Source organism: Brevibacillus fluminis, assembly GCF_003710825.1.
GTDB classification, from domain to species: domain Bacteria; phylum Bacillota; class Bacilli; order Brevibacillales; family Brevibacillaceae; genus Brevibacillus_D; species Brevibacillus_D fluminis.
In genome coordinates this window covers 48,032-70,239 of sequence record NZ_RHHQ01000015.1, presented here as the reverse complement: position 1 = coordinate 70,239, position 22,208 = coordinate 48,032, and the positions used below count along the sequence as shown (strand labels likewise).

Genomic DNA, 22,208 nt, shown 5'->3' with positions numbered 1-22,208 from the left:
AAACGTACGAGAGTCTCGTTCATATATGAGTAACTCGCTGTCCTGTAAATTGATCAAGATTAGCTCGAACAAGACGCAATGGGAGCAAACTATCTTCGTAGATGTCACTGTTTATTGTAATCACAAGCTTATCGGAGGGAATCACGATGATATATTGCCCTCCAAAGCCTAATGCAAAGTAAAATGAATTTTCATTAGTAAAATCCTTGTCTAAATCCAATTTACTAACCCACCAATGCATGCCGTAAAACCCAATGTTTTTATACGTCAATCGATTCGGGGTTGTTGAAGCTTGGATCCACTCGGCAGAAATGATTCTTTGATCGTGGAAAACACCACCTTGAAGCATTAATGTTCCGATCTTTTCCATATCCGTTGCTTTTAAAACCAATCCATCGGCACCTTTGCTAATATTCATTTTATCTGTGTACCATCTGTATTCCTTTATACCAAGAGGTTTAAATAAATTCTCATTCGCAAAATCTTCAGTTTTCATCCCTGTTACTTGCTGGATGATGGCTGATAAAATATGCGAGCATCCCGAATTGTAATTCATATGCGTTCCTATATCGTGCAGTAATGGACGGTCAATGACAAACTTCACAATATCGTGGTGATATACCATTGGCGCAAAACAATTCCAATCCCCAAACTCAGGAAAGTCAAGACCGTCCGTCATCGTAATCAGATGCCGAATCGTCAGGCTCATTTTTCTGGAATCGGTTTGCGCTTGAAAGATCTTTGGAAAAAATTCGTGTACAGGAGTCCCAAGCGATTTCAGATACTGCTTCTCTATTGCAATTCCTACTAAAATGGACAAAATGCTTTTGGTACATGAGTTGATTTTGTGCAATTTATCTGTTTGCTTCTTGTTTTTATAGTAAGCATATACGTTTTCGGAATTTTTTGTGATCAATACCGAGTTAATCTTCTCTTTCTTTATTTCTTTAGTAAACGATTCGAAGTTCATCGATTCACCCCACTTTTGATTTTTTATGCCCTCATCAGCTGTTCGGCATCGTTATTGCGTTTCATTTTCGTCATGAACCAGACCGCGATCGCGCCGTATAATATGATGGCGGCGATCCCGCTTTCGCTGCCGATATATTCTGACATGGCAGGACTGGTAACCTCCGTAAACTCACGATAAAACGCCATGGCAATATTGTGCATCGCATGCATAATGGCTGCTGGCCATACACTTTGAGTCGTCATCCTGATGTATCTGAATATAACCCCAATAAGTAAAAGGGAAAACACAAACATCGGGATCACAATCCAAGGATTGCCTTCGCTGTGATATCGTCCCGTAAAAATAAGGGGAAAATGGAACAATGCATGGACAGTCCCTGACAAGAGAAAAGCCTTGCCCCACCCCAAATCCGCGAATTTCGGCAGCAAGTATCCGCGCCAGCCTAATTCTTCACCCAATGCACTGGTTATGGTGTAATAGACAAGCAAAAAAAGAATTTTCAGCGGGAGCAGCCACAATGCCGCACCCGTTACCTCTTCTTGAATCCTCACGGAAGTGTAGGGCGTCGCCCAGAGCACGATCGTAACGATAGACATGACGACGATCGGAATGACAATCGCGAAGGGCCACTACCTCAGCCCGAATCGGAGAAGTCCAAGTTCCCTCCACGCAGCTCGTTTGAAAGCTTCTCCCGTCAGTAACAGCATCACAGCAGCTGCAATTGCTGGCGCAAACATATAGATTTCGTCTCGTACTTGCAGAACGATTCCCATCCATGACGCGATTCCTAGTACGACAATCGAAAATAGGACCGCTTTGCTAACGTTGTTCATACAATGCTCCTTCTTTCCATCGAATTTCCTTTGGCTCATTGTATAGAAAAAAAGTCATAAGAAGAGAGTGACTTTCGGTCAATGAAGGTCACAAAATGCCCCTACTTTTTCAAATAAGGCGGCACCAGCACCTTTTCCATCAAATCCTCTCTGCCCGGATTTGATGTGATCGATCATTTGACCGATTCTCCGATGGGTCAAGCGTTGCACAGCATGCCTCTTTTGGTTGATCATGATTGAGAATGGCTGTTTACTTGTTCGGTCCCTTATTCGGGGCCTTTTTCATTTCAAACATGTCGCTTACTCCCCATTCCGCTCCATGAGCTGTCGCAGTTTCGTCTCTGTCGACGTATCTGCAGCTGGCGTATACACGCTCAAGCGCAAATCCGCACTTCCCTGCACCTGCAGCGAGGTTAGCTCGAACAACATCTTCCCGCCGCGCGAATGTCGGAACTCGATCAATACTTCCGGGGCGGTACTGACCCGGCTTTGCTCCCACAGTCGATCGAATTCGGGATACTCCTCCTTCATCTCGCCAAGAAACAGATCGTACCACTCATCCTCCAAATACTGCCCGTAATAAGCGCGAAAAATTGAGAGGAAGCCTTTGACGAAATGCTCCCAGTTGACGGCGAGCCTGCGTAGCTCTTTGCGGGAAAACACCAAACGGATCAGATTGCGCTCGTCGACCGGAACGGTCTGAAAATCCAGAAACACGTGTGCGGCAGCTTGATTCCAGCCGACGATCTGGCAGCGGCGATCCGTAATGATCGTCGGGCAAAAGCGCAGCTCTCGCAAAATACGCTGCAGAGCCGGGCTGATCTGCGGTTCTTCCTCCTGCTTCCCGACCAAGCCTTTCCCCGCTCCTCCCTCCGATGCCAGCGCGTGCAAATATTTACGTTCGTCGATCGTGAGCTGCAGTGCTGTTGCGATTGCATCCAGCACGGATTTGGACGCCTGAATGTCGCGCCCCTGCTCCAGCCAGGTGTACCAGGTCAAGCTGACACCTGCCAGTTGGGCGACCTCCTCCCTGCGTAGCCCCGGCGTGCGCCTGCGTGTCCCGGGTGCAAGTCCTACCGACTGAGGAAGAATTTTGGCCCTCTGCGCTTTCAGAAAGGCGGACAATTCTTGCCGTCTCGTATGATGATTCATGCCGTTGCGCTCCTTTTTTTGTACAGATAAGAATTTATAAAATTCTTATCCAGTATAAGTGCAACCGCGACTCCGCCAAAAAGCATGGCGTAGCCAGGTTTTCTAACTAAGGTAGTACCTATTATACTAGGATAACGAGCAACTTGTAATAGGATAAACTCTATGTAAAGATACAAGTATCCCACCGCTATCAAAGGAGGATTACGATGGAAAGAGTCGTGATTACAGGGGCAGGTGTCATCTCACCCCTGGGAAATGATGTGGAACAGTTTTGGAATCGCTTGGTCCGTGGCGAATCGGCCATTTCGACGATCGATACATTTGACGTAACACGATATAAAACCAAGATCGCAGGGCTTGTCCGCGACTTCGATCCGGAAACACTGTTGGGCAAAAAAGAAGCGCGTCGGATGGATCGCTTTTGTCAATTTGCGATGGCGGCGGCCAATCAGGCGCTTGCAGATGCCCAGCTTGTAAGCGATGAGCTTGATCGCGAGCGAGTAGCTGTTTATGTCGGTTCCGGCATCGGGGGCATTCAGACATTGCTCGAACAGGAAGCGGTACTGAACAAGCGTGGACCGGAACGCATCAGCCCGACATTGGTGCCGATGATGATCGCCAACATGGCGGCAGCGATGATCAGTATCACGCACGGCTTCACAGGGCCGACCATGGCACCTGTCACCGCCTGCTCTGTCGGCAATACGGCGATCGGTGAAGCGCTGCGGTTGATCCGCACGAATGGCGCAGATGTTGTAATTGCAGGGGGGACGGAAGCGGCGATCACGGAGATTTCACTTGGCAGCTTTTCCAATGCAACCGCCGTGTCCAGCCGCAATGACGAGCCGACACGCGCCAGCCGTCCGTTTGATCAGGATCGCGATGGCTTTGTCATGGCAGAAGGAGCTGGCATCCTTGTGCTTGAATCGCTCTCCCATGCGAAAAAACGGAATGCGCGCATCTACGCCGAGGTAATCGGATACGGCGCGACATCCGATGCGTACCATATCGTCGCAACACATCCGGAAGGGCGCGGCGCCTATCAGGCAATGAAGCTAGCCTTGCAAGATGCCGGCATTCAGCCAACAGACGTGGATATGATCAGCGCGCATGCGACCAGCACAGGTGTAGGCGACCTTTCGGAAACGCTGGCGATCAAAAAGCTGTTTGGCGAGGATGCCTACCGCGTTCCCGTTACCGCCAACAAATCGATGACCGGCCATATGCTCGGAGCCGCCAGCGCGGTAGAAGCAATCGCACTGGTCAAAAGCTTGCAGACGAGAATCATCCCACCGACGATCAATCTGGACAATCCGGATCCGGCTTGCGACCTTGACTATGTGCCGCATGTCGCGCGCGAGGCCAAGCTTGCGGTCGGCATGTCCAACTCATTTGGTTTTGGCGGGCACAATGCGGTGATCGTGTGCAGGACGTTCGACGAATCGTAAATGCAGGCATGCTTGTTCGTAAATAGCAAAACCAAAAAGCCTGGGAAGCAGCTAGCCTTAAGACTTATGGCTGCTGTTCCAGGCTCTTTTTTGCTCGTTAACGCGGCGGAAGCAAAACAATACGCCCGTCCTCAAGTTCGATGCGCAGCTTGTTGTCGCTTTCCTCAAGTCCGATCGCCTGCAAATACTCGCGTGGAATCTGCATCCGGCCAGCCCGATCGAGTACCGCCAGCTCTTCGTGAACATCTCCCTCATCGCTCTGCTCGGCCGCCGCTTCTCGTCTGAGAATCTCACTTGATGTTTTGCCGTCCCGAATCGAGACGACGCGGTCGACCTGACGGGCAAGCTGCACATCATGTGTCACGATGACGACTGTCAAACCAAGCGAACGGTTCAACTCCTGAAAAATGTCCAGGATGATTGCTGCCGTCCGTGTGTCCACACTGCCTGTCGGCTCATCGGCTAGCAGCAGCTTGGGCCGATTTGCCAGCGCGATGGCGATCGCGACACGCTGCTGCTCGCCGCCAGACAGCTGGTGCAGCTGGTTGTGCTTACGATGCCCGAGACCGACCATGTCCAAAAGCTCCAGCGCCCACTTGCGGTCGCGCTTGCCTGCAAGCAGCATCGGCATCTCGACATTTTGCAGCGCGGTGAGATACGGGATCAGGTTGCGGGCGTTGTTTTGCCAGACGAACCCGACCGTGGCGAGCTTGTAAGCCACGAGCTGGGCATTCGTCATGCGGAACAAATCTTGTCCATCGACGAACAGCTTGCCTGCCGATGGCCGGTCGAGCCCGCCCAGCATGTTGAGCAAAGTGGATTTGCCGCTGCCGCTGTTCCCGATGATGCCCATCAGCTCGCCCGCTTCCACCGTCATGTCCAGCCCTTGCAAGGCCACCACTTCCAGGTCGGCAACCTTGTAGATTTTCACCAAATTTTCGCAAACAATCATCCTTAATCCTCCCCGAGCTTGACCGCTTGGTGAATCTGCAGCCGCGAAAGCAGCATGGCCAAAATGCCGAGGCCGATGAAGAGCGTCACTGCGATGAAGCCGTAAATCAGCAGTTCATCGCTTGCGCGCGAGGTGATGGCAAACGGCGGCACTTGCGCCTGGGCGTTCACGTAAATCGCAAGCGCTGGCAAAAACAGCGTGTTACACAGCTTTCCGATCCCGATACCAAGCAAAAAGGCGATGCCAAAGGTCAGCACTTGCTCGATTGCAAGCATCCAGACCAACTCCCCAAAAGACAGACCCATCGCACGAAATACGCCGTACTGCAGCTTTCTTGCACCTAAGGTCAAAATCCAGTAAATCAAGTATCCGGTGAACGTCACGAGCATGGACAGCAAAAAGCCGAGCGTAAGCGATCCGTTCATTCCAAGGTAAAAAGCCGATGTTTTGGTTTGGATCAGCTCCTGATTGACATCCAACAGCTGGGTGACCGGAATGTTTTGTGCCGTAATCGCTTGGTACAGCGACTGGGTCGAAGCTTTCGGGGCCAATTTTAACCATACCTCATACGGTTCGAGCCACATTTTGTCCTGAATTTGCGGAAGGTTCGCGATGACCAGATACGATTCGGTTACATTGCCATAGTCATCTTTACTCGGCTGCGGATTCCACGACGGCCAATAATCAACGATGCCGTACACGGTGAAATCGCCGGGCCGCCCGCTTTTCCACGTTAGTCGGATTGAGTCTCCCGGCTTCATCGCCAGCTTGTCAGCAAGTGAACGGGAGATGAGGACGGAGCTCGGTTCACTCGCCAGCAAATTCAAATAATCATTGAGGTGATGAGGCATCAAACCGCTTTTGAACCACACCGTCTCGCCGAATTCCTTCGGATCGATTCCCATGATCTTGACGTGCTCCACCTGATCGGCGGCATGTTGTACCACCCCCATGTCTTTCACGAACACCCGTGTGGCATGGGCTACGCCCGGCAGCTTTGTGAAAGGCGCAAATGGCGGTTCTTCGTACTTGACCACGGTTTGCTTCTCAGGCTGCACCACATCCTCACCCTGTCCTCCGGCGTTCGGGCCGCGCACGACCAGGCGCACCGGCTGGTTGTCCCGCCAGTCCACCTTCATCCGGATTTCCGCGCCATTGCGGTATCGCAAGAGCTCCTCCATGTTTTGATTCAGCGTACGCGCCATGCTCGCGCTGTACAGTCCGACCGCAACCGTCATCACGATAAACATCATCATGAACTGATACTGCCGCGTCGAGCGCCCCACCTGCACCAGTGTGGTATAGACCGCAGGCGGCCAAATTCGTTTGCCGAGCCAGAAGATGCATGTTAGCAGCAATGGATACAGGCGCAAACACAGGAGGCCCGTCCCAAGTACAAACAGGACCGGAACAAAAAAGAGCAGCGCGTCGACACTCCCGGTATGAACAGCCACACCGTCTGCTGTCTGCTCGGGGCTAATCGCACGTTGGTATGAGTACCAGCCATAACCGGCCACCAGCAGCAAAAACACATCGAGATAAAAACGGTGCCAGACCGGTTGACCTTGGGCGCGCGCCACCGCAAGCTTATGACTGATGATATTTTGTCGCGTCGCAAGTGCGACAGGAATCAGCAAGATCACAAAGCAGGCGAGAATCGTCCAGAGCGCATACAGGAAAATGTCGCCGGATACTGTCACCCGCAAGCCGGATCGGTCCACGAATTCGAGAAACCCGTTGGATACGCCCAGCATTCGGCTCAGCTGCACACCCAAAAACGGTCCAACGAGATACGCCACGCTACCGAGCAGAACAATTTCCCACAAATAAATCGCAAAAATCTGTCGGGGACTCCCCCCGCGGCTCGCCAGCACGGCGATTTCCGTCCGCTGTCGATCGATGATCAGACGTACGACCATGACCAAATACAGGCCCAGCATGACGAAAATGGGGACGTACAGCGACCATAACACAAGCTCATACTGCGCTCGTTTGGCATCGTACTGTTTGATGACGCCGGATACGGGAAAATGGAAGCCGAACTCTGACTTGTCCATCCCCATCGAAAGCGCATCCTGCTTTATCGCCTGTTCCAGCCCGGCCAGCTTCTCCTTTTGCCCGACATCGATCTGATGATAATCGAACGCCCAGTAGTACTTGACGGTGGACAGAATCGGATGTTCAGTGAGAATCCCGTCCTTGAGCGAAGGATACGTCAGGAAAAAACTCGATACAAACGTGCTCACATTCGTGAACCAGTATGGGTCGTTTCCACCTTTTTCGTTAAACACGCCGACGATTCGGACGTGTATCTCTTTTTTCTCCGGTGTGGTCAATACGAACTCATTGCCGAGCACCAGATTACGTTTCTTGAGCGCAGCCTCGGTGACCAATGCTTCATAGACGCCTTCCTTTGACTGCGGTTCCGGCAATCTGCCATCGATCAACTCAAGGTGCTTGTCCATATCGCGAAAAGAGGCGAGCGTCACACTCGTGTGGGTTCCCCCTTCCTGCCGCTTCTGGTTCCGAATAAGCTGGCTATCGAGCGGGATCGTCTGAAGCATGTCCACCTTACTGATCGTGGGAAAATCCAAACCGTCCAGATGCTCTTGCTGTGCTTTTCGTCCATAGCCCTCGGCTAATGCGAGATTTTCCGGTTTTGCCTTATTGAAATGCAAGGTCAGTTCGAGCCCGCCCGGATATTGCTTGCTTTGCTCCTGATACGCTTCCAGATCTTTCACCAACAGTTGCTGCAGCATGCCAGAGGTGAATGCCGGAATGCTTGAAACTAGCGATACCGCAATGACCATGCCCAGGAGCAGGCTTGCTGCCAGCCAGCGGTTGGCAACCATTTTGCGGACGATCATAAATAAAAATGCCACGTCCCGCCCCTCCTATTCCATGATCACCGTTTGGCCCTCTTGCAGCCCTTTGACAATTTCCACTTTGAGCGCATTTTGTATGCCTGTCTCCACGTCGATCTCTCGTTTGCTTTTCCCATCAAGTACTTGAACAAAATGGCGACCATCGAATTCGTGCAGCGCTTTTATCGGAATCGTCAGCACGCCCACATGCTCGGACAGCTTGATTTCCAGGTCGACCGGCGTGCCCATCTCCACCTTTTCTGACAGCTTGTCGGCTGCGATGACCAGGCTGTCGCCATGCTCCTTAAACTGGGCTTCTGTCAAATCGGCAGGAATACCATTAGGCGCCTGGACGACTCGACCATCCAGCTTTGTGTTGTCTTTGAGCGTCAGCGATACGCGCATGCCCACCCCGATTTCCTTGAGGTATTCGACATCCGGTGCCTTGTAGAGGACGAACAGCTTCGTAGGATCCGCGACGGTCACGAGCGGCTGCAAGGCTTCCGGCTTATCACCAACCGCTTCGTTGCTCACGAACGTGACCTCCCCGGCGATCGGAGAGACGAGACGGGTATCTTCATATTTCTTCTTCAATGTTTGCAAACGCATTTGTTTTTCGCTCACATTCATCTGTGCGACATCGATCTCGTAGCGCTTTTTCTCCGTATCCTGCAGCTCGGCGACGCGTAGCTTGGCTTTCGCGACATCGAGCGCAGCCAGCTTCGTCTCATCGACCTTGGCGTACAGCTCCGCGCGGGCCAGTTCAAGCTTTGCGCCTTCCAGCGTATACGGATCGTTCATTTGCGCCGCTTTCAGCTCGAGCTGCGCTTTTTTCAGCTCGAACTCAGCCGTTTGTATATCGAGCTCAATATCTCCTGCGTCGAGGGTAGCCACAACCTGACCCTTTTTCACATGATCGCCCACCTTCACATCGAACGATTGCAAAGGCTCGGTCGGATCGCGGAAATACAGCTCGTGCTTGATCGGGGAGGTGAAGGTGCTGCTGCCCTTTATCGATTTTGCAATGGTTTCCCGCTCTACCTTTGCCACCTCATAGCTTACAGGCGCAGGTTCCACCAGCGGAGGGGCGAGCACCGCCTCTTCCTTTGGGAAAAGCGCGCATCCGGAAAGCAATAGGCTAGACGCTGCAAACGGAAGCAGCCAGCGTACGAACCGCTCAGTGTTCGACTTCATCTGTGTTCCCTCCCTTGATCCGGCCGTCTTCCAATTCGTACACATCGTCCGCCGCTTCCATGATCGCCGGGTCATGGGTCGTCATCAAAATCGTCACACCTTCTTTGGCGATCCATTCACGAAACAGCGCCACGATTTTGCCCCCCGTCTTGGTATCGAGCTCCGCTGTCGGCTCATCCGCCAAAATCAGCGGCGGACGCGCGGCCAACGCACGGGCGATCGCGCAGCGCTGTTGTTCGCCCCCTGACATCTCAAAGGGACGATGGCTGCCCCGCTTGCCGAGACCGACCAATTCCAGTGCTTCCGCCGTACGGCTCTTCCATTCGCTGCGGGCAACTCCCGCGAGCCGCAAGCCGAACTCCACATTTTCTGCTGCCGATAACAGCGGAAACAGCCCGAATGACTGAAAAATAAAGCCGATGCGCCGCCGTCGGAGCTCGGTACGTGCCGACTCTGACATTTTCGAAAGCGCTTTCTGTTCGAAATAGACCTCTCCTTCTGTCGGTCGGTCCAGTCCGCCAAGCAAATTCAGCAACGTTGTCTTGCCCGATCCTGATCTTCCCTTCAAAACGAGCAGCCGGCCTTTTGGCACCTTGATACTGACATCCTGCAATGCGGTGACCGCACCACTCCCATGCCCGAAAACCCGCTTCAACTGCTTCGTCTCTAGCAATAACGTTTCCATCACGATGAATCCTCCAGAAACTTTTTCTAAAAGTGTAAATATTCTTTTATTGTAAAATTTATTTTCAAGAAATTGTATAAAATATAATAAAAAATGATAAAGCGACAGCACAGGACACATGCACTTGTCCCAAGCTGCCGCTCTATGATTCATCCCCTACACACTTGCCTTATGATCCGCCAACCGCACGCCACAAGGATCAACTCCGCTCACAGCTTCCGCTTCTGCAAGGGTTATCTCGAGAATCCCCGTCTGCCCGCACGGTTCAAATGAAAGCTGTTCCAGCGGATCATCGAGCAGCTGACGCAAACGATCCGGCACGTCGACTTCTTTATGCCCCATTACCATACGCGCGATTTCGGTATTATCGGCAGCATCGACCACGTCTGAACGCGTTTGCAGCTCGACTTTGAACCGGTACGGAGTGTAGACGAATGTTCTGCGCTCCCCGCGTTCAATCTCCCATCCCCATGCTTCAGCCCGCTCGCAAATCGCAACGCGCTCTCCCTCGGTTACGAGAAAACCGATATGGTCAAACCGATTCTCTTTACCAAAACCGAACGTCACATTGATCTGCCCTCTGACCATTTCAATGATGCGGAACATGACCCCTTGCTCTCGAAAATCCTTCCACTCGAGCGGCGGGTCAAAGCGTTGGAAAGCGCCGTTTACCTTTCCGTTGCGCAGCGTCACATGGAACCCACGGTCCCGGTAAAAGCTTTCCGTCTCCTCCACAGCAGGTGTCCAATGGTGATAATGGAATAGTTTCACAGTCAGACCTTCCTTTCTGCTGCTCGATCTATACAAAAAAGCTTCCCCTTGCATTCGCCGCAAGAAGAAGCTTTCCCTTCACCATCATTACCCGTTCCGACGAACCGCGCGAAGCTGCTTGATCTTTTCCGCTGCGCGCTCCAGAACGACCTCGACGGAGCCACTATTATTTAAAATGTCATATTCATGAATGCTGATTCGAAGCACCGGACAAGCCGTGAAGGAGTCAATCCATTTGTCGTACCGGCCGAACAAATCTTGCCAATATTGCGTTGGGGTCTGCTGCTCCATCGGGCGGCCACGCTCATGGACGCGATCGATGATTTCGTCAAAGCTGCCTTCCAAATAAATCAGAAGATCGGGATGCGGGAAGTATGGCGTCATCACCATCGCCTCGAACAGCTGCGTATAGGTCTGATAGTCATCCTCGCTCATCCGGCCTTGCTCATACAGCATTTTGGCGAAAATCCCGGTATCCTCATAAATCGAGCGGTCCTGGACGAAACCGCCACCATATTCAAACATGCGCTTCTGCTCTTTGAAGCGTTCCGCCAGAAAATAGATTTGCAAATGAAAGCTCCAACGGGCAAAATCGTCATAGAAGCGTTCCAAATATGGATTCCCGTCTACTTTTTCCACAGAGACGCGGAAGCCGAGCAAATCGGCCAAAGCGCGGGTGAAGGTAGATTTACCCACCCCCACGGTACCGCCGACGGTGATGACGGCATCATGAGGAATTCCGTACTTTTCACGGATAAGACTTTTTTGAAACGTTGCCATAACAGTCACTAACCCCTTATCAGCTGAAGTTGTTCCTTAATTTTTCCCATTACGTGGGCAAGGTCTTGCGGACGGTGCACGTAATCAAGTGAATCGCAATCGATCGTTAATACCGGCGTGTCGGGATGGCGCAGCTGGAACTCGCGGAAAAACTCATCATAATCAGCAATGAGCTGCTCCATGTATTCGCGCTTGATGTTGCGCTCGATATCACGGCCGCGCATGGCGATCCGATTCATAACCGTATCGATGCTGGCAGACAAATAGACGACCAGATGCGATTGCGGCATGTCCTGCGTCAGAATATCATAGATTTGCAAAAACTTCGGTAGGTTTCGGTTGCCAAGCGTCCGTTTTGCAAAAATCGTATTCTTGAAAATGTTGTAATCGGAGACAACAGAGATTCCTTTGTGCAAGTATTGCTCATGGATGTCCTGCAGCTGTTTATAACGGTTGCATAAGAAAAACATTTCCAGCTGGAAGCTCCATTCCGCAATATTTTCGTAAAACTTGCCAAGAAACGGATTTGCGTAGACAATTTCCTCCAGAAGTTGAAATCCGCACTGCTGGCTGATCGCATGCGACAACGAAGTTTTGCCGACCCCGATCGGCCCTTCTACGGTGATGAAAACGGAATCCATGTACCTTGTGTTCCCCCTCTATACGTAACAAAAACCGAAGCATTATTGTACCACGCTTGTATTTTTTTGTCGAAACCGTCTTAATTCTTAAATTCCGATGTGTTATTATGGGATTATGACTTTTCACACAAACGCGACTACATATCGATGAAGGAGTGGTTGGACATGCGTATCGTTTCAAATATGGGCGAATTGATTGGGCAAACCCCTGTCGTTCGGCTTCAGCGTGTCGTTTCCGAAGAGATGGCGGACGTCTATGTAAAATTGGAAAAATATAACCCGAGCGGAAGTGTGAAAGACCGTGCCGCCTATGAAATGATTCGTCAGGCGGAGGCGTTGGGGGAATTGAAGCCAGGGGCGACGATCATCGAGCCGACCAGCGGAAATACCGGAATCGGTTTGGCGATGACCGCTGCCGTGAAGGGATACAAAGCCATCATCGTCATGCCGGACACGATGACGAAAGAGCGGATTCATATTTTGCAGGCATATGGAGCGGAAGTCGTGTTGACGCCGGGCGACCAAAAGATGCCAGGCTCGATCCGCAAAGCGCAAGAGCTGGTGGCGCAAATCCCGAACAGCTTCATGCCGATGCAGTTCCGCAATCGCTTCAATCCAGACGCACACCGCCGTTCCACCGCACTTGAAATTTTGCAGCAGATGGACGGATCTCTCGACGGTTTTGTCGCGACGGCCGGCACAGGCGGCACGATCACCGGTACAGGCGAAGCGCTCCGCGAGCATTTGCCGGATCTGTTCATCGCAGTCGTCGAGCCTGCGAGTTCTCCTGTTCTGTCCGGCGGCGAGCCTGGCCCGCACAAAGTGGTGGGAACGAGCCCCGGGTTCATTCCGGAAATTTTGAATGTAAACATTTACGACGAAATCATCCAGATTACCGACGAACAAGCATTGGAAACGACGCGCGAGCTTGCCCGCAAGGAAGCGATTTTGGTCGGACCTTCTTCCGGTGCATCGGTCTATGCCGCGATGCTTCTTGCAGCCAAAATGGGTCCGGGCAAAAAAGTGCTCGCCGTGTGCGCAGACTCCGGCGAGCGGTACCTTTCAATGGGCGGCTTGTTCAATTAAGGGTAAGCGTGTCCTCTCCCAACACGTGCTCGATATGGTGGACATCGAATTCGAGTAGCTGCAGCTGTTCTTTCAGCATTTGTTCGCTGCCGAAATCGCCCACTTGCATGGCGAGCCGAATGACATCGCGATAGCGGACGATAATCTCCTGATAGGCGCGCATGTCATTGATCAGCATCGTGCGCAAGTCAAACATGCCTTCTTCTTCCACTGGAAACAACGCCATCTCCTGCTGCTTGCGCGGTGTGGAGATGGGGTATGCGGCCAGTACCGTTACCCGTTCCGCGAGCTGGTCGCCGTGTACGAGCAAATGCGCGGCAAGCTCATCGAGCAGCAGATGCAGGTCGCGGAAATCGGGTCCCTCTACCACCCAATGATGCTTTTTCACTTGATGGAACAGCGTATACACGCTGGCGAGCAGCACATTGAGCGCATCGCTCACCTGCTTCGCGTACATCGGCTCCATCCGCACCGGATTTTCCTTGATCTCACCCAGCTTGTGCAAGAGCATCGGCTTGTGCACCGTTCTCATTTCGACCACATCCTTTGCGTGAAGCGTTCTTGCAGTAGTGTTGACTCAAGTGAAATATTCGATGCGCGCCTCGGGAAACAGTCGGCCGATCTCTTCGCGCAAATGCGCGTGCAGCGCCTTGGCTTGTACATCCGGATACACGTATTTGCCCTTCCCGTACTTGCCCCATTTGTATTTTCGCTCTTCCTCGTTCATCGCAAGCTTCGTTTTCGGATACCGCTCGAGGATGACCTTCTTGGCGATCTTGGTGAACCGATGCTGGATCAATTCAAACGTCAAATCGTTCGTCCCCGCCGTATCCAGCTGGTTTTTGAGTCTCTCCAGCAAGTCCGTATACCCTTTTTCCCATCCTTCAAACCAATAAAGCGGCGCCACGATAAATCCGAGCGGATACCCCGCCCTTGCAACTTTTCCCGCCGCCTCGATCCGTTGGTCAAAAGTCGATGTGCCTGGCTCAAAGTTTTTGATCACATAATCGGCGTTCACGCTGAACCGAAAACGGGTATGTCCGTTATGCTTTGCATCCAGAAGCGAATCCACATGGTGAAACTTGGTGACGAACCGCAGCCGTCCATGCTCTTGACCACCCATGAATTCGATCGTTCGCTTCAAATTGCCGGTGATGTGTTCGATCCCGACCGGGTCTGATGTACAGGCCGCTTCAAACCGGGTGATTTCCGGCAGTCGTTCCTCGATGTACGTACGGGCTTGGTCAAAAATTTCGTCAGTGTTGACATAGACGCGTATATAAGGCTTGCTTCCGATATTCGTATTTAAATAACAATAATGGCAATGGGCGGCGCATCCGGTCGCAAGCGGAATCGCATACTCGGCCGATGGCTTCGATTGTTCGAATTTCATGGTTTTGCGCACGCCCACGACTAATGTTCGCTTGGCATTGCGGTATTTCTCCAAATCGGTCTCGCCAGGAATGCCACGCACCTGGTTGTGGCTGGTCGTCATGCTGATCGGCAAGCCTTCCGACTGGTATCGGGCATATAGTTCTTTTCCCAGTGGGTAGTTGAGCGCATCCGGCTCGAAAAATATATAGTCCGGCACGAACATGCGATCGATCGCCTGCACGCTTGGTCGCTCCAACACCGTCGTTGTCATCGCCATCCCCCCTGCCGCTAGTATGGGCGTCAGGGCGATCACAGATTCTTGCGGAAGCGTGTCAAGAGTTCCCTTGCCGCACCTTCTTGCGCCTTGGGGACCTGCAGCAAGTAATAGACGGATGTTTGCTTGCGGCTCAACTGCAAGCGGACACGAATGCCGTTATTTTCCAAAAAAGTGCGGCAATCTTGTGCCACGCGCGGAAGTCCAAACGATTCATGAATGGTCACCCAATTTGTCCACAATCCTCCTCCATCCCTTCTACACGATTGTCACCATATCGTAAGCAATCAAGGGCGGAAAGGTTCTTCCGAAAGCTGCCCGATGCGGTATACTAACCTATGAATAAGCCCATTTTTCGGGCAGAAGGGCGGAATCGCACGTGACGTATCGCATCCTGCAATTATTTACGATTTTGCTGCCGACCATGCTGATCGGCGGTTTTGAGTACATTCGCCACGAGCTTTTGATGCCCTATATGTCGATGGAAACCGGCAACCTGCTCATCACGCTTTTAACGTTCGTGCTTTCCTTTCTGTTTTCGCTGGTCGTTTTCCAAACAATCCGTAAAATGAACGATCGCCTGGTTGCGGAACGATCGCATCGCGCTGTCTATGAGGAGCGGGAGCGGCTTGCTCGCGAGCTGCACGACGGCATGGCACAAACGCTGTTTTACCTCAACATCACCATCAAGCGCAACCAGCTTGCCGAGGCGCGCGAGGCTGTCGCTGCCCTGGACAATCATGTTCGCCAAGCGATTTTCAACCTGCGGACTTTGCCGGAGGAAGGAACCACCCTGCGCAACCGACTGGAAATCTGGCTCGCACAGTGGAGCACGCTGACTGGCCTTAGTGTTTCTAGCAGCTTCACCATGCCTGATTCGCTTTTTACGCCGCGTGAAGAAATACAGCTGTTTGCCATCATACAGGAGGCGTTTACCAACATCCGCAAGCATGCGCAGGCAAACCACGTCTCGCTGCAGATCGACGAAGGGCCAACGCCTGGGAGCTGGCAGCTAACCATCGATGATGACGGTGTCGGAATCGTCGATACCGTGCCGCAGCCCGGCCATTACGGGCTAAAAATGATGCAGGAGCGAGCCGCCGAAATTCGTGCCGCCTTCTCCATCACCCGCCATGAGCGAGGCACGCGTCTGACGCTTGTATCCAATGGAAATGGGGGGAACCGAAAATGAAGACAACCTACCGCGTGGTGATCGCCGACGATCATCCGATGGCACGCCTTGCCATCCGCAGCCTGCTCGCCGACGATGACTCTTTCGAGCTGATCGGCGAGGCGGCCGACGGCGAGGAAGCCTATCACCTGTGCGGGAACCTGCAGCCCGACCTGGTCCTGCTCGACATCAACATGCCCAAGTGGAACGGCCTCATCGCAACCCGTGAAATCAAGAAAAACTACCCCCATATCAAGGTAGTCATCTTGAGTGTGTCAGACGATGTCGGCGATTTGTTTACCGCCATCCAATATGGCGCACAAGGCTATTTGTTGAAAAATCTAGAGCCAGACGATTGGGTAAGCTACCTGCACGCCCTGCTTGAGGAAGACTCTGAGGTGTCACGCGAAATGGCTTCCCGCTTGATGAACCATTTCCGCAAAGAGCCTGTTCCCGACGAACCGACTCCGGGGGTGCTGACACCACGCGAGCGTGAAATTGTCATCCGCGTCGGCCTCGGCGATACGAACCGCGAGATTAGCGAACGTCTGTTTATCGCAGAAAACACCGTCAAAAACCATTTGAAAAATATTCTCGACAAACTCGGACTATCCAACCGCGTGCAGCTGGCAGCGTATGCGACACGCCATCATTTGAAATAGCCGAAATTAACCGCTTACATTTTCGTCAAAATGAAATTGTGGCGGTTTTTGACTGAAAAACTTGGTCAAATATGCGAGGTAACCGATCCCGACGACGTTCCAAACTAGGCCTAGCAGCAGCGCATGCATGTCCATATTTGCCCACAGCAGCACGAGGAAGCAAAGTGCGATCAGCGGACCGACCAAGTACATCAGTATCCCTTTAAAAGTATTCATTTTGCGCTGGCGGTAGAAATAGACGATCACGGACAGATTCACGAAGCTAAACGCGATGTATGCCCCAAAACTGAAGAACGAAATCGCGGTTTCATAGGAAAGAAAGACGGCCGTCAACGAAAAGATGCCTGTCAAAAGCACATTCCAAACGGGCACTCCCGTGCGCGGATTCACATAGCCAAAGATTCGCTTCGGAATCACATTGTCACGCCCCATCGCAAACAAGAGACGTGAAGTACTGAGCTGGGCAGCGATTCCCCCCACGAGGTTGCCCGTAACCGTGATGGCGATGAAAATAGAGGCGAACAGCATGCCCCCCAGCTTTTGGGCGATTTCGGACGACGCCGCATCCGGTTCGTTGAAAACCGAGACGTCCGGGAAAAGCAGCTGCATGAAATACGTGATCGTGGTATATAGCAAGCCGAGAAAAATCGTCTGGATGATCATCGCGCGCGGAATCGTCTTTGTCGGCTCAATCGCTTCTTCAGACAGCGTGCTGAGCGCGTCAAAGCCGATCAGCGTGTAACAAAGGATGATCGAACCGGACAAGATGGAATTCATCGTGAGATTGGCCGAATAGAACGGTGCGAGCGAAAAGCTGGTGGAGCTTCCTGCCAGCTCGCGGATCAGCAAAGCGACGAACACGACGCAAATGATCATTTGAAAGACCACGAAAATGGCGTTAAAGGAAATCGTCACTTTGACAGAAAAAATGTTGGCGATTGTAAAAAATGCAATCGAAAGCACGATCCACAGCCAGCCTGGCACGTCCGGAAAAAACGAGGACAAGTAAATTTCCGCCGCCAATGCATACAGCATCGGCAAAAACAAATAATCGCAAAGCGCTGCCCAGCCGACAACAAAGCCGACGCCCGGATTAAATGTCTGCTGGGCATACGTGTACGCCGAGCCAGCGCGAGGGAACACCTTGACCATATGCGTATAGCTGAACACCGTGAACAAGATCGCGCACATGCTAAACAGGTAGGAAATCGGCACATGTCCCCCGGTTGCGCCGGAAGCGATCCCATACGTATCAAAAACCGTGGTGGGGACCATCAGCGAAAGCCCCAACGCGAATACGTGCCAAAGCTTTAATTTTCTTTGCAATCCCGTTTGATTGTCCAAATTCTCTCACCCCCGGCTGTCTCGTTTACAAAGCCCCGAGTGCTTTTAGCACCAGGCCGTGGAAATGGTGAACGCCATGCTCGCTGATGGAGCTGCGCAGTTGATCGACCACGTACCGTCCATCTACATAGCCGCGCGAATGGAGTCCCCGCTGTACGCTTTCCACCAGCTCGATATCTTCAGGGGTCAAAATTTTATCCTGGTATTCTATATTCGCCCAGCCTTCTTCCGTCGGTTCTTTTTGCAAATAATAAAATTCCAGATGCTCGATCGTTTGCTCCGGCCCATCCGGAATCATATACATCATGATCAAGCCCGGTTCACCCGGCATGATGTCGAGAGCGAGTGTCGGCCACAGCCAGTACGACGCATATGTCTCCACCGCATCCTTCCCTTCCCCAACCGCCAGCTCGCAGCCAAGCCGCTGTTTGCCCGTGCCAGTCTGCTTAATGTGGTAATCGAACGTCTCAACACGGTAGTTGGACATGTCGACCAGTTCCACAAGCTGTGGGTGAGCGATGACGCAGTGGTGGCATTCCAAGTAATTGTCGACGACATTTTTCCAGTTTGCCTTGATGGTGTAAGAGGTACGGTGCGCAAGCGTAAGCCGGTCGAGCTCAGGAACGCGCCCGCGAATCTCTTCTTCGAGTCCGGGCATCATTTGGCGCAGCGGTACCGCCTGCGGGTCCAGATTGATAAACAGGAAGTTGAAGAATACTTCTAGTTTCACCGGACGCAAGCAAGCTTCCTGCTCATTGAAATCTTTCATTTGGCGAACAGCGCGGCCATTGTTGAACTTGCCGTCGAGCTGGAACGTCCATGCATGGTACGGACAGGAAAAAATCGCCTTGTTCCCCTCTCCGCTCGCGAGCTCATGACCGCGATGCGGGCACACGTTATAAAACGCGCGGATGACATCATCTTTCCCTTTTGCTATCAGAATGTTCTGATCCAAAATCAAAGTCGTAAAATAATCACCCGGCTTCGCTACTTTTTCCTGATGCCCGACACAGATCCAGTTTTTGAAAAAAATCGCCTCTCGTTCCTCCGCCAATACTTCTGGGTTTGTGTAATACGTATTGGGTAGCGTATACGAACGCTCGACATCCTCCTGGTAGCGATGAGCCCATTTTGTGTTCTGGCTTGCCATACTCCTCATCTCCTCGTCTTAGTTTCACTGCTTGCGAGAAGCAATTTGCAAAAACAATGCCAAAGATTCATGCACTACTTTTTTCATTAATTGGATTTTTAGTAGCCCCACTTCGAGTCACGTTAGACTCAGCCGAGTTACAGCAGACTCACGGCCAGCAAATTGACAACTGTACTGTCCAGACGGTATACTTCATTTACGAACAATTTGGAAAATGAAGGACTGAGGGCTCATGAAAGCATCCCCTAAATCAACGGTTCCTACACGACAGGCCATTCTCGAAGCGGCATACCTTCTGGTGCAGACGGAAGGGATCGGCCGTTTGACGCTGGATGCTGTCGCTGCGTATGCATCTGTCAGTAAAGGTGGTCTGTTGTACCACTTCCCGTCTAAAGAAGCATTGATCAAAGGAATGATCGATCATTTATTCGATCGCTATCATTGTGAGATGGAGGCCGGCGTTCCGGCGGAAGGAGATTCACCGGGGCAATGGTCACGCTCGTATGTCCGAGCGACGTTTCGCAGTGAAGAACAAGAATTGAAAATCAGCGCCGGCTTACTTGCGGCACTCGTCAACAATCCTGTTTTGCTTCAGCCTGTGCGCGATTATTATCAAGATTGGCAGTCCCGAATGGAAAATGACGGCATCGACCCTGCCATCGCCACCATTTGCCGGCTTGCTGCGGATGGGTTGTGGTTCGCCGAAATGTTCGGGCTCGCTCCACTGGAAAAAAATGAGCTGCGCGAACGCGTAGAACAAACGCTGCTTCGCCTGTCTACGGAGGGAAGACCATGAATTATCTCTTTTTGCTGCTGGCGATCTTGACGGAGATCGTCGCGACGACTTCCTTGAAGCTGTCGGATGGCTTTACCCGCTTGGTGCCTAGCATTGTGGTCGTCATCGGCTACGCAGTCTCGTTCTATCTGCTATCACTAGCGCTTCGCGGCCTGCCGCTCGGTACTGCCTATGCGATCTGGTCGGGACTCGGAACCGCTTTGACCGTCGTCGTGGGCATCATTTTATGGCAGGAGTCGATCAGCCCGCTTCGCATCATCGGTATCCTTACGATCATCGCAGGAGTCGTGCTGCTGAAGCTGGCAGACAGCCCTGCGACCCAAACCATGTCACAATAATGGCTGCACGAATTGCTGGGGGTGAATTGCCGTCATGGATTTGTCAAAACATCTGCTCACTTCCGATTCCTGTCCCGAGCATGGCAGATCAGGAATGGTCATGCACAGCTCTGCCATGAAACAAGTTTTGCGGCTCTGTGAAAAAATCGCCTCGTATGATTCGACCGTGCTCCTGCAAGGAGAGACTGGCACCGGCAAAAGCGCGTTGGCCGGTCTGATCCACGGCATGAGCCGACGGTCCCGGCAGCCGTTTCTCACGATCAATTGCGCCTCCATTCCGGAAAATTTGCTTGAAGCGGAGCTTTTCGGTTATTCGCCCGGCGCGTTCACGGGCGCGTTGAAGCAAGGAAAAATCGGTCTGATTGAGGCCGCGCATCAGGGGACGCTGTTTCTCGATGAGATTGGGGAAATGCCCTTGCATATGCAGGCAAAGCTCTTGCACGTCATACAGGATCAGGAGTTTTTGCCATTGGGGCAAGTGGAAAGCAAGAAAGTGGACGTTCGGATGATTGCCGCCACCAACTGCAATTTGCAAAAGATGGTCCAGCAAAAGAAATTTCGCGAAGATTTATATTATCGTCTCCATGTGATCGACCTGAAAGTGCCACCTCTGCGCGAGCGTATGGACGACATCGAGCCGCTAGTCGCACATTTTATGCGAAAGCACAACGAGCGGCTGGGAGGCAACCATCGCGTTGCACCGGACGCTTTGCATCTGCTGAAGCGATACCGTTGGCCAGGAAACATCCGCCAGCTGGAAAACGTACTGGAAAAGCTGATCATCACGACCGACAGCCTGATTACCGCTGCCGACCTGCCTGACGAGATTCGTCTCGGCGTGAGTGCAGCTCAGCTCCCCTCCCCCCTTCCCTCCCTTTCTGTCGCATTGGAGGAGCTGGAGAAGCAGCTGATCAGCCAATCCTACGATCGGTTCAAAAGCTCACGCAAAGTGGCTGAATATTTAAAAATCAGCCAATCCAAGGCGTCTCGTCTAATACGAAAATATTGTGATGTGATTGCGGACGAGGCGTAACTCCTCAAAAAAGCAGCGATTGCGCCATGTTGCCAGCAATCGCTGCTTCTTCTCGTTCAAAAAGAGTCTGGTCTTTCATCGCTGGACCGTGTTTTCATGCAATTCGCTTGCGAGTGTTGAAAGCGATCCTATGGTTACAGCGATTTCCTGAATCGCGTTAAGAATCACATCGAGATCATGCTTATTGCCTGTAAACATGTCCATGTAGTTATCCATTTCCATGCTCGTTGCTGTCAACCCCGTTTTCACTTCATTCACCTCTTGGGTTGTTTCCAGCGTAGCCTGCTTCATTGTTGACAGCTTGCTCACGATTTCAACCATGGTCGCCGTGCTTTCCCCGATCAGCAGCTTAATATCATGGTTCGTTTTCTTTGTTTCCTCAGCCAGCTTGCGCACCTCAGTCGCAACCACTGAAAACCCTCTGCCTTGCTCCCCTGCCCGCGCTGCTTCAATGGAAGCGTTTAGCGCAAGCAAATTCGTTTGGTTGGCAATCGTCTCGATATCCTTTGACATATCAATGACCCGGGCCATTACCCGTGAAAGCTCATTCACCTTTTCAACGGATTGCTTTACCTCGTCTTTTAGCGCCACCATCTTTTGTTCCATCACATTAATTTTATCAAGACTATATGCCGTGAGGTTACGTAAATTTTTACTGCTTTTCATTGTCATTTCAGTGTCTGCGAT

24 protein-coding genes are annotated in these 22,208 nt (G+C 52.0%); 7 read left to right on the top strand and 17 right to left on the bottom strand.

Going from position 1 to position 22,208, the window contains the following annotated elements:
• Positions 1-19: 19 nt before the first annotated feature.
• From EDM56_RS19225 to EDM56_RS19210, 4 genes are all read right to left on the bottom strand, one after another.
• The gene (locus EDM56_RS19225) at positions 20-970 is read right to left on the bottom strand and encodes a serine hydrolase domain-containing protein (RefSeq protein WP_122919535.1); all 951 of its coding nucleotides are present in this window, start codon (positions 968-970) and stop codon (positions 20-22) included.
• Positions 971-993: 23 nt separating this feature from the next.
• Entirely contained in the window at positions 994-1,569 is a 576-nt protein-coding gene (locus EDM56_RS19220) for a CPBP family intramembrane glutamic endopeptidase (RefSeq protein ID WP_122919534.1), read from the bottom strand.
• A 33-nt stretch (positions 1,570-1,602) separates the two neighbouring features.
• Positions 1,603-1,806 (bottom strand): hypothetical protein, encoded by a 204-nt coding sequence (locus tag EDM56_RS19215; RefSeq protein WP_122919533.1) that lies wholly within the window; start codon positions 1,804-1,806, stop codon positions 1,603-1,605.
• A 300-nt stretch (positions 1,807-2,106) separates the two neighbouring features.
• Entirely contained in the window at positions 2,107-2,958 is an 852-nt protein-coding gene (locus EDM56_RS19210) for a helix-turn-helix transcriptional regulator (protein WP_122919532.1), read from the bottom strand.
• Between the two features lie 206 nt (positions 2,959-3,164).
• Here EDM56_RS19210 and fabF point away from each other — a divergent pair, with 206 nt between their 5' ends.
• A complete protein-coding gene (gene fabF / locus EDM56_RS19205; protein ID WP_122919531.1) occupies positions 3,165-4,406 on the top strand; it encodes a beta-ketoacyl-ACP synthase II in 1,242 nt (413 codons plus the stop codon).
• 97 nt (positions 4,407-4,503) lie between these two features.
• On the opposite strand, the gene EDM56_RS19200 is transcribed toward fabF, so the two are convergent.
• The 7 genes from EDM56_RS19200 to EDM56_RS19170 form a co-directional block, all read right to left on the bottom strand.
• On the bottom strand, positions 4,504-5,358 hold the full coding sequence (locus EDM56_RS19200; protein ID WP_122919530.1) for an ATP-binding cassette domain-containing protein: 855 nt from the start codon (positions 5,356-5,358) through the stop codon (positions 4,504-4,506).
• A 2-nt stretch (positions 5,359-5,360) separates the two neighbouring features.
• Positions 5,361-8,240 carry an ABC transporter permease gene (locus EDM56_RS19195; RefSeq protein WP_122919529.1) on the bottom strand — a complete coding sequence of 960 codons (2,880 nt, stop codon included), beginning with the start codon at positions 8,238-8,240 and terminating at the stop codon, positions 5,361-5,363.
• A 12-nt stretch (positions 8,241-8,252) separates the two neighbouring features.
• Positions 8,253-9,416 carry an efflux RND transporter periplasmic adaptor subunit gene (locus EDM56_RS19190; RefSeq protein ID WP_183192524.1) on the bottom strand — a complete coding sequence of 388 codons (1,164 nt, stop codon included), beginning with the start codon at positions 9,414-9,416 and terminating at the stop codon, positions 8,253-8,255.
• Positions 9,400-10,101 carry an ABC transporter ATP-binding protein gene (locus EDM56_RS19185; protein WP_122919527.1) on the bottom strand — a complete coding sequence of 234 codons (702 nt, stop codon included), beginning with the start codon at positions 10,099-10,101 and terminating at the stop codon, positions 9,400-9,402. Before EDM56_RS19185 ends, EDM56_RS19190 begins: the two co-directional genes overlap by 17 nt.
• 156 nt (positions 10,102-10,257) lie before the next feature.
• Complete coding sequence (locus EDM56_RS19180; protein WP_122919526.1) at positions 10,258-10,872, bottom strand: hypothetical protein; 615 nt, start codon at positions 10,870-10,872, stop codon at positions 10,258-10,260.
• 87 nt (positions 10,873-10,959) lie between these two features.
• Positions 10,960-11,652 carry a deoxynucleoside kinase gene (locus tag EDM56_RS19175; protein WP_122919525.1) on the bottom strand — a complete coding sequence of 231 codons (693 nt, stop codon included), beginning with the start codon at positions 11,650-11,652 and terminating at the stop codon, positions 10,960-10,962.
• An 8-nt stretch (positions 11,653-11,660) separates the two neighbouring features.
• Positions 11,661-12,293 (bottom strand): deoxynucleoside kinase, encoded by a 633-nt coding sequence (locus EDM56_RS19170; RefSeq protein ID WP_122919524.1) that lies wholly within the window; start codon positions 12,291-12,293, stop codon positions 11,661-11,663.
• A gap of 165 nt (positions 12,294-12,458) precedes the next feature.
• Here EDM56_RS19170 and cysK point away from each other — a divergent pair, with 165 nt between their 5' ends.
• On the top strand, positions 12,459-13,379 hold the full coding sequence (gene cysK / locus EDM56_RS19165; protein WP_122919523.1) for a cysteine synthase A: 921 nt from the start codon (positions 12,459-12,461) through the stop codon (positions 13,377-13,379).
• Here the strand turns inward: cysK and dpsA are convergent.
• The 3 genes from dpsA to EDM56_RS19150 are packed head-to-tail and all read right to left on the bottom strand — an operon-like array spanning position 13,372 to position 15,269.
• Positions 13,372-13,911, bottom strand: coding sequence for a DNA starvation/stationary phase protection protein DpsA (gene dpsA, locus EDM56_RS19160; protein ID WP_122919522.1), 540 nt, complete (start codon positions 13,909-13,911; stop codon positions 13,372-13,374). The genes cysK and dpsA overlap by 8 nt on opposite strands.
• 45 nt (positions 13,912-13,956) lie before the next feature.
• Positions 13,957-15,024, bottom strand: coding sequence for a spore photoproduct lyase (gene splB, locus EDM56_RS19155; RefSeq protein WP_122919521.1), 1,068 nt, complete (start codon positions 15,022-15,024; stop codon positions 13,957-13,959).
• Positions 15,025-15,062: 38 nt separating this feature from the next.
• On the bottom strand, positions 15,063-15,269 hold the full coding sequence (locus EDM56_RS19150; protein ID WP_122919520.1) for a hypothetical protein: 207 nt from the start codon (positions 15,267-15,269) through the stop codon (positions 15,063-15,065).
• Between the two features lie 137 nt (positions 15,270-15,406).
• Between EDM56_RS19150 and EDM56_RS19145 the strand changes: the two genes are divergently transcribed.
• Entirely contained in the window at positions 15,407-16,219 is an 813-nt protein-coding gene (locus EDM56_RS19145; RefSeq protein WP_122919519.1) for a sensor histidine kinase, read from the top strand.
• Positions 16,216-16,860, top strand: a complete 645-nt coding sequence (locus tag EDM56_RS19140) for a response regulator (RefSeq protein ID WP_122919518.1) — start codon at positions 16,216-16,218, stop codon at positions 16,858-16,860. The genes EDM56_RS19145 and EDM56_RS19140 overlap by 4 nt, the downstream gene beginning before the upstream one ends.
• A gap of 6 nt (positions 16,861-16,866) precedes the next feature.
• Here EDM56_RS19140 and EDM56_RS19135 read toward each other — a convergent pair whose 3' ends face one another.
• Both EDM56_RS19135 and EDM56_RS19130 read right to left on the bottom strand, forming a co-directional pair.
• On the bottom strand, positions 16,867-18,204 hold the full coding sequence (locus tag EDM56_RS19135; protein WP_122919517.1) for an APC family permease: 1,338 nt from the start codon (positions 18,202-18,204) through the stop codon (positions 16,867-16,869).
• A gap of 25 nt (positions 18,205-18,229) precedes the next feature.
• Positions 18,230-19,354, bottom strand: a complete 1,125-nt coding sequence (locus tag EDM56_RS19130; protein WP_183192523.1) for an aromatic ring-hydroxylating oxygenase subunit alpha — start codon at positions 19,352-19,354, stop codon at positions 18,230-18,232.
• Between the two features lie 232 nt (positions 19,355-19,586).
• Here EDM56_RS19130 and EDM56_RS19125 point away from each other — a divergent pair, with 232 nt between their 5' ends.
• Genes EDM56_RS19125 through EDM56_RS19115 form a run of 3 tightly spaced genes read left to right on the top strand, consistent with a single transcriptional unit; the run spans position 19,587 to position 21,521 of the window.
• On the top strand, positions 19,587-20,150 hold the full coding sequence (locus tag EDM56_RS19125) for a TetR/AcrR family transcriptional regulator (RefSeq protein WP_122919515.1): 564 nt from the start codon (positions 19,587-19,589) through the stop codon (positions 20,148-20,150).
• Entirely contained in the window at positions 20,147-20,488 is a 342-nt protein-coding gene (locus EDM56_RS19120; RefSeq protein WP_122919514.1) for a DMT family transporter, read from the top strand. Before EDM56_RS19125 ends, EDM56_RS19120 begins: the two co-directional genes overlap by 4 nt.
• 34 nt (positions 20,489-20,522) lie before the next feature.
• Complete coding sequence (locus tag EDM56_RS19115; protein ID WP_122919513.1) at positions 20,523-21,521, top strand: sigma-54 interaction domain-containing protein; 999 nt, start codon at positions 20,523-20,525, stop codon at positions 21,519-21,521.
• Between the two features lie 75 nt (positions 21,522-21,596).
• On the opposite strand, the gene EDM56_RS31915 is transcribed toward EDM56_RS19115, so the two are convergent.
• Positions 21,597-22,115 carry a methyl-accepting chemotaxis protein gene (locus tag EDM56_RS31915; RefSeq protein WP_281274969.1) on the bottom strand — a complete coding sequence of 173 codons (519 nt, stop codon included), beginning with the start codon at positions 22,113-22,115 and terminating at the stop codon, positions 21,597-21,599.
• Positions 22,116-22,208 lie beyond the last annotated feature (93 nt).

Excerpts from the sequence above, each read along its gene's own strand:
- EDM56_RS19225 (WP_122919535.1), bottom strand. The coding sequence starts at position 970 with ATGAACTTCGAATCGTTTACTAAAGAAATAAAGAAAGAGAAGATTAAC.
- EDM56_RS19220 (WP_122919534.1), bottom strand. The coding sequence starts at position 1,569 with ATGTCTATCGTTACGATCGTGCTCTGGGCGACGCCCTACACTTCCGTG.
- EDM56_RS19215 (WP_122919533.1), bottom strand. The coding sequence starts at position 1,806 with ATGAACAACGTTAGCAAAGCGGTCCTATTTTCGATTGTCGTACTAGGA.
- EDM56_RS19210 (WP_122919532.1), bottom strand. The coding sequence starts at position 2,958 with ATGAATCATCATACGAGACGGCAAGAATTGTCCGCCTTTCTGAAAGCG.
- fabF (WP_122919531.1), top strand. The coding sequence starts at position 3,165 with ATGGAAAGAGTCGTGATTACAGGGGCAGGTGTCATCTCACCCCTGGGA.
- EDM56_RS19200 (WP_122919530.1), bottom strand. The coding sequence starts at position 5,358 with ATGATTGTTTGCGAAAATTTGGTGAAAATCTACAAGGTTGCCGACCTG.
- EDM56_RS19190 (WP_183192524.1), bottom strand. The coding sequence starts at position 9,416 with ATGAAGTCGAACACTGAGCGGTTCGTACGCTGGCTGCTTCCGTTTGCA.
- EDM56_RS19185 (WP_122919527.1), bottom strand. The coding sequence starts at position 10,101 with ATGGAAACGTTATTGCTAGAGACGAAGCAGTTGAAGCGGGTTTTCGGG.
- EDM56_RS19175 (WP_122919525.1), bottom strand. The coding sequence starts at position 11,652 with ATGGCAACGTTTCAAAAAAGTCTTATCCGTGAAAAGTACGGAATTCCT.
- EDM56_RS19170 (WP_122919524.1), bottom strand. The coding sequence starts at position 12,293 with ATGGATTCCGTTTTCATCACCGTAGAAGGGCCGATCGGGGTCGGCAAA.
- cysK (WP_122919523.1), top strand. The coding sequence starts at position 12,459 with ATGCGTATCGTTTCAAATATGGGCGAATTGATTGGGCAAACCCCTGTC.
- dpsA (WP_122919522.1), bottom strand. The coding sequence starts at position 13,911 with ATGAGAACGGTGCACAAGCCGATGCTCTTGCACAAGCTGGGTGAGATC.
- splB (WP_122919521.1), bottom strand. The coding sequence starts at position 15,024 with ATGACAACGACGGTGTTGGAGCGACCAAGCGTGCAGGCGATCGATCGC.
- EDM56_RS19140 (WP_122919518.1), top strand. The coding sequence starts at position 16,216 with ATGAAGACAACCTACCGCGTGGTGATCGCCGACGATCATCCGATGGCA.
- EDM56_RS19130 (WP_183192523.1), bottom strand. The coding sequence starts at position 19,354 with ATGGCAAGCCAGAACACAAAATGGGCTCATCGCTACCAGGAGGATGTC.
- EDM56_RS19125 (WP_122919515.1), top strand. The coding sequence starts at position 19,587 with ATGAAAGCATCCCCTAAATCAACGGTTCCTACACGACAGGCCATTCTC.
- EDM56_RS19120 (WP_122919514.1), top strand. The coding sequence starts at position 20,147 with ATGAATTATCTCTTTTTGCTGCTGGCGATCTTGACGGAGATCGTCGCG.
- EDM56_RS19115 (WP_122919513.1), top strand. The coding sequence starts at position 20,523 with ATGGATTTGTCAAAACATCTGCTCACTTCCGATTCCTGTCCCGAGCAT.
- EDM56_RS31915 (WP_281274969.1), bottom strand. The coding sequence starts at position 22,115 with ATGGTGGCGCTAAAAGACGAGGTAAAGCAATCCGTTGAAAAGGTGAAT.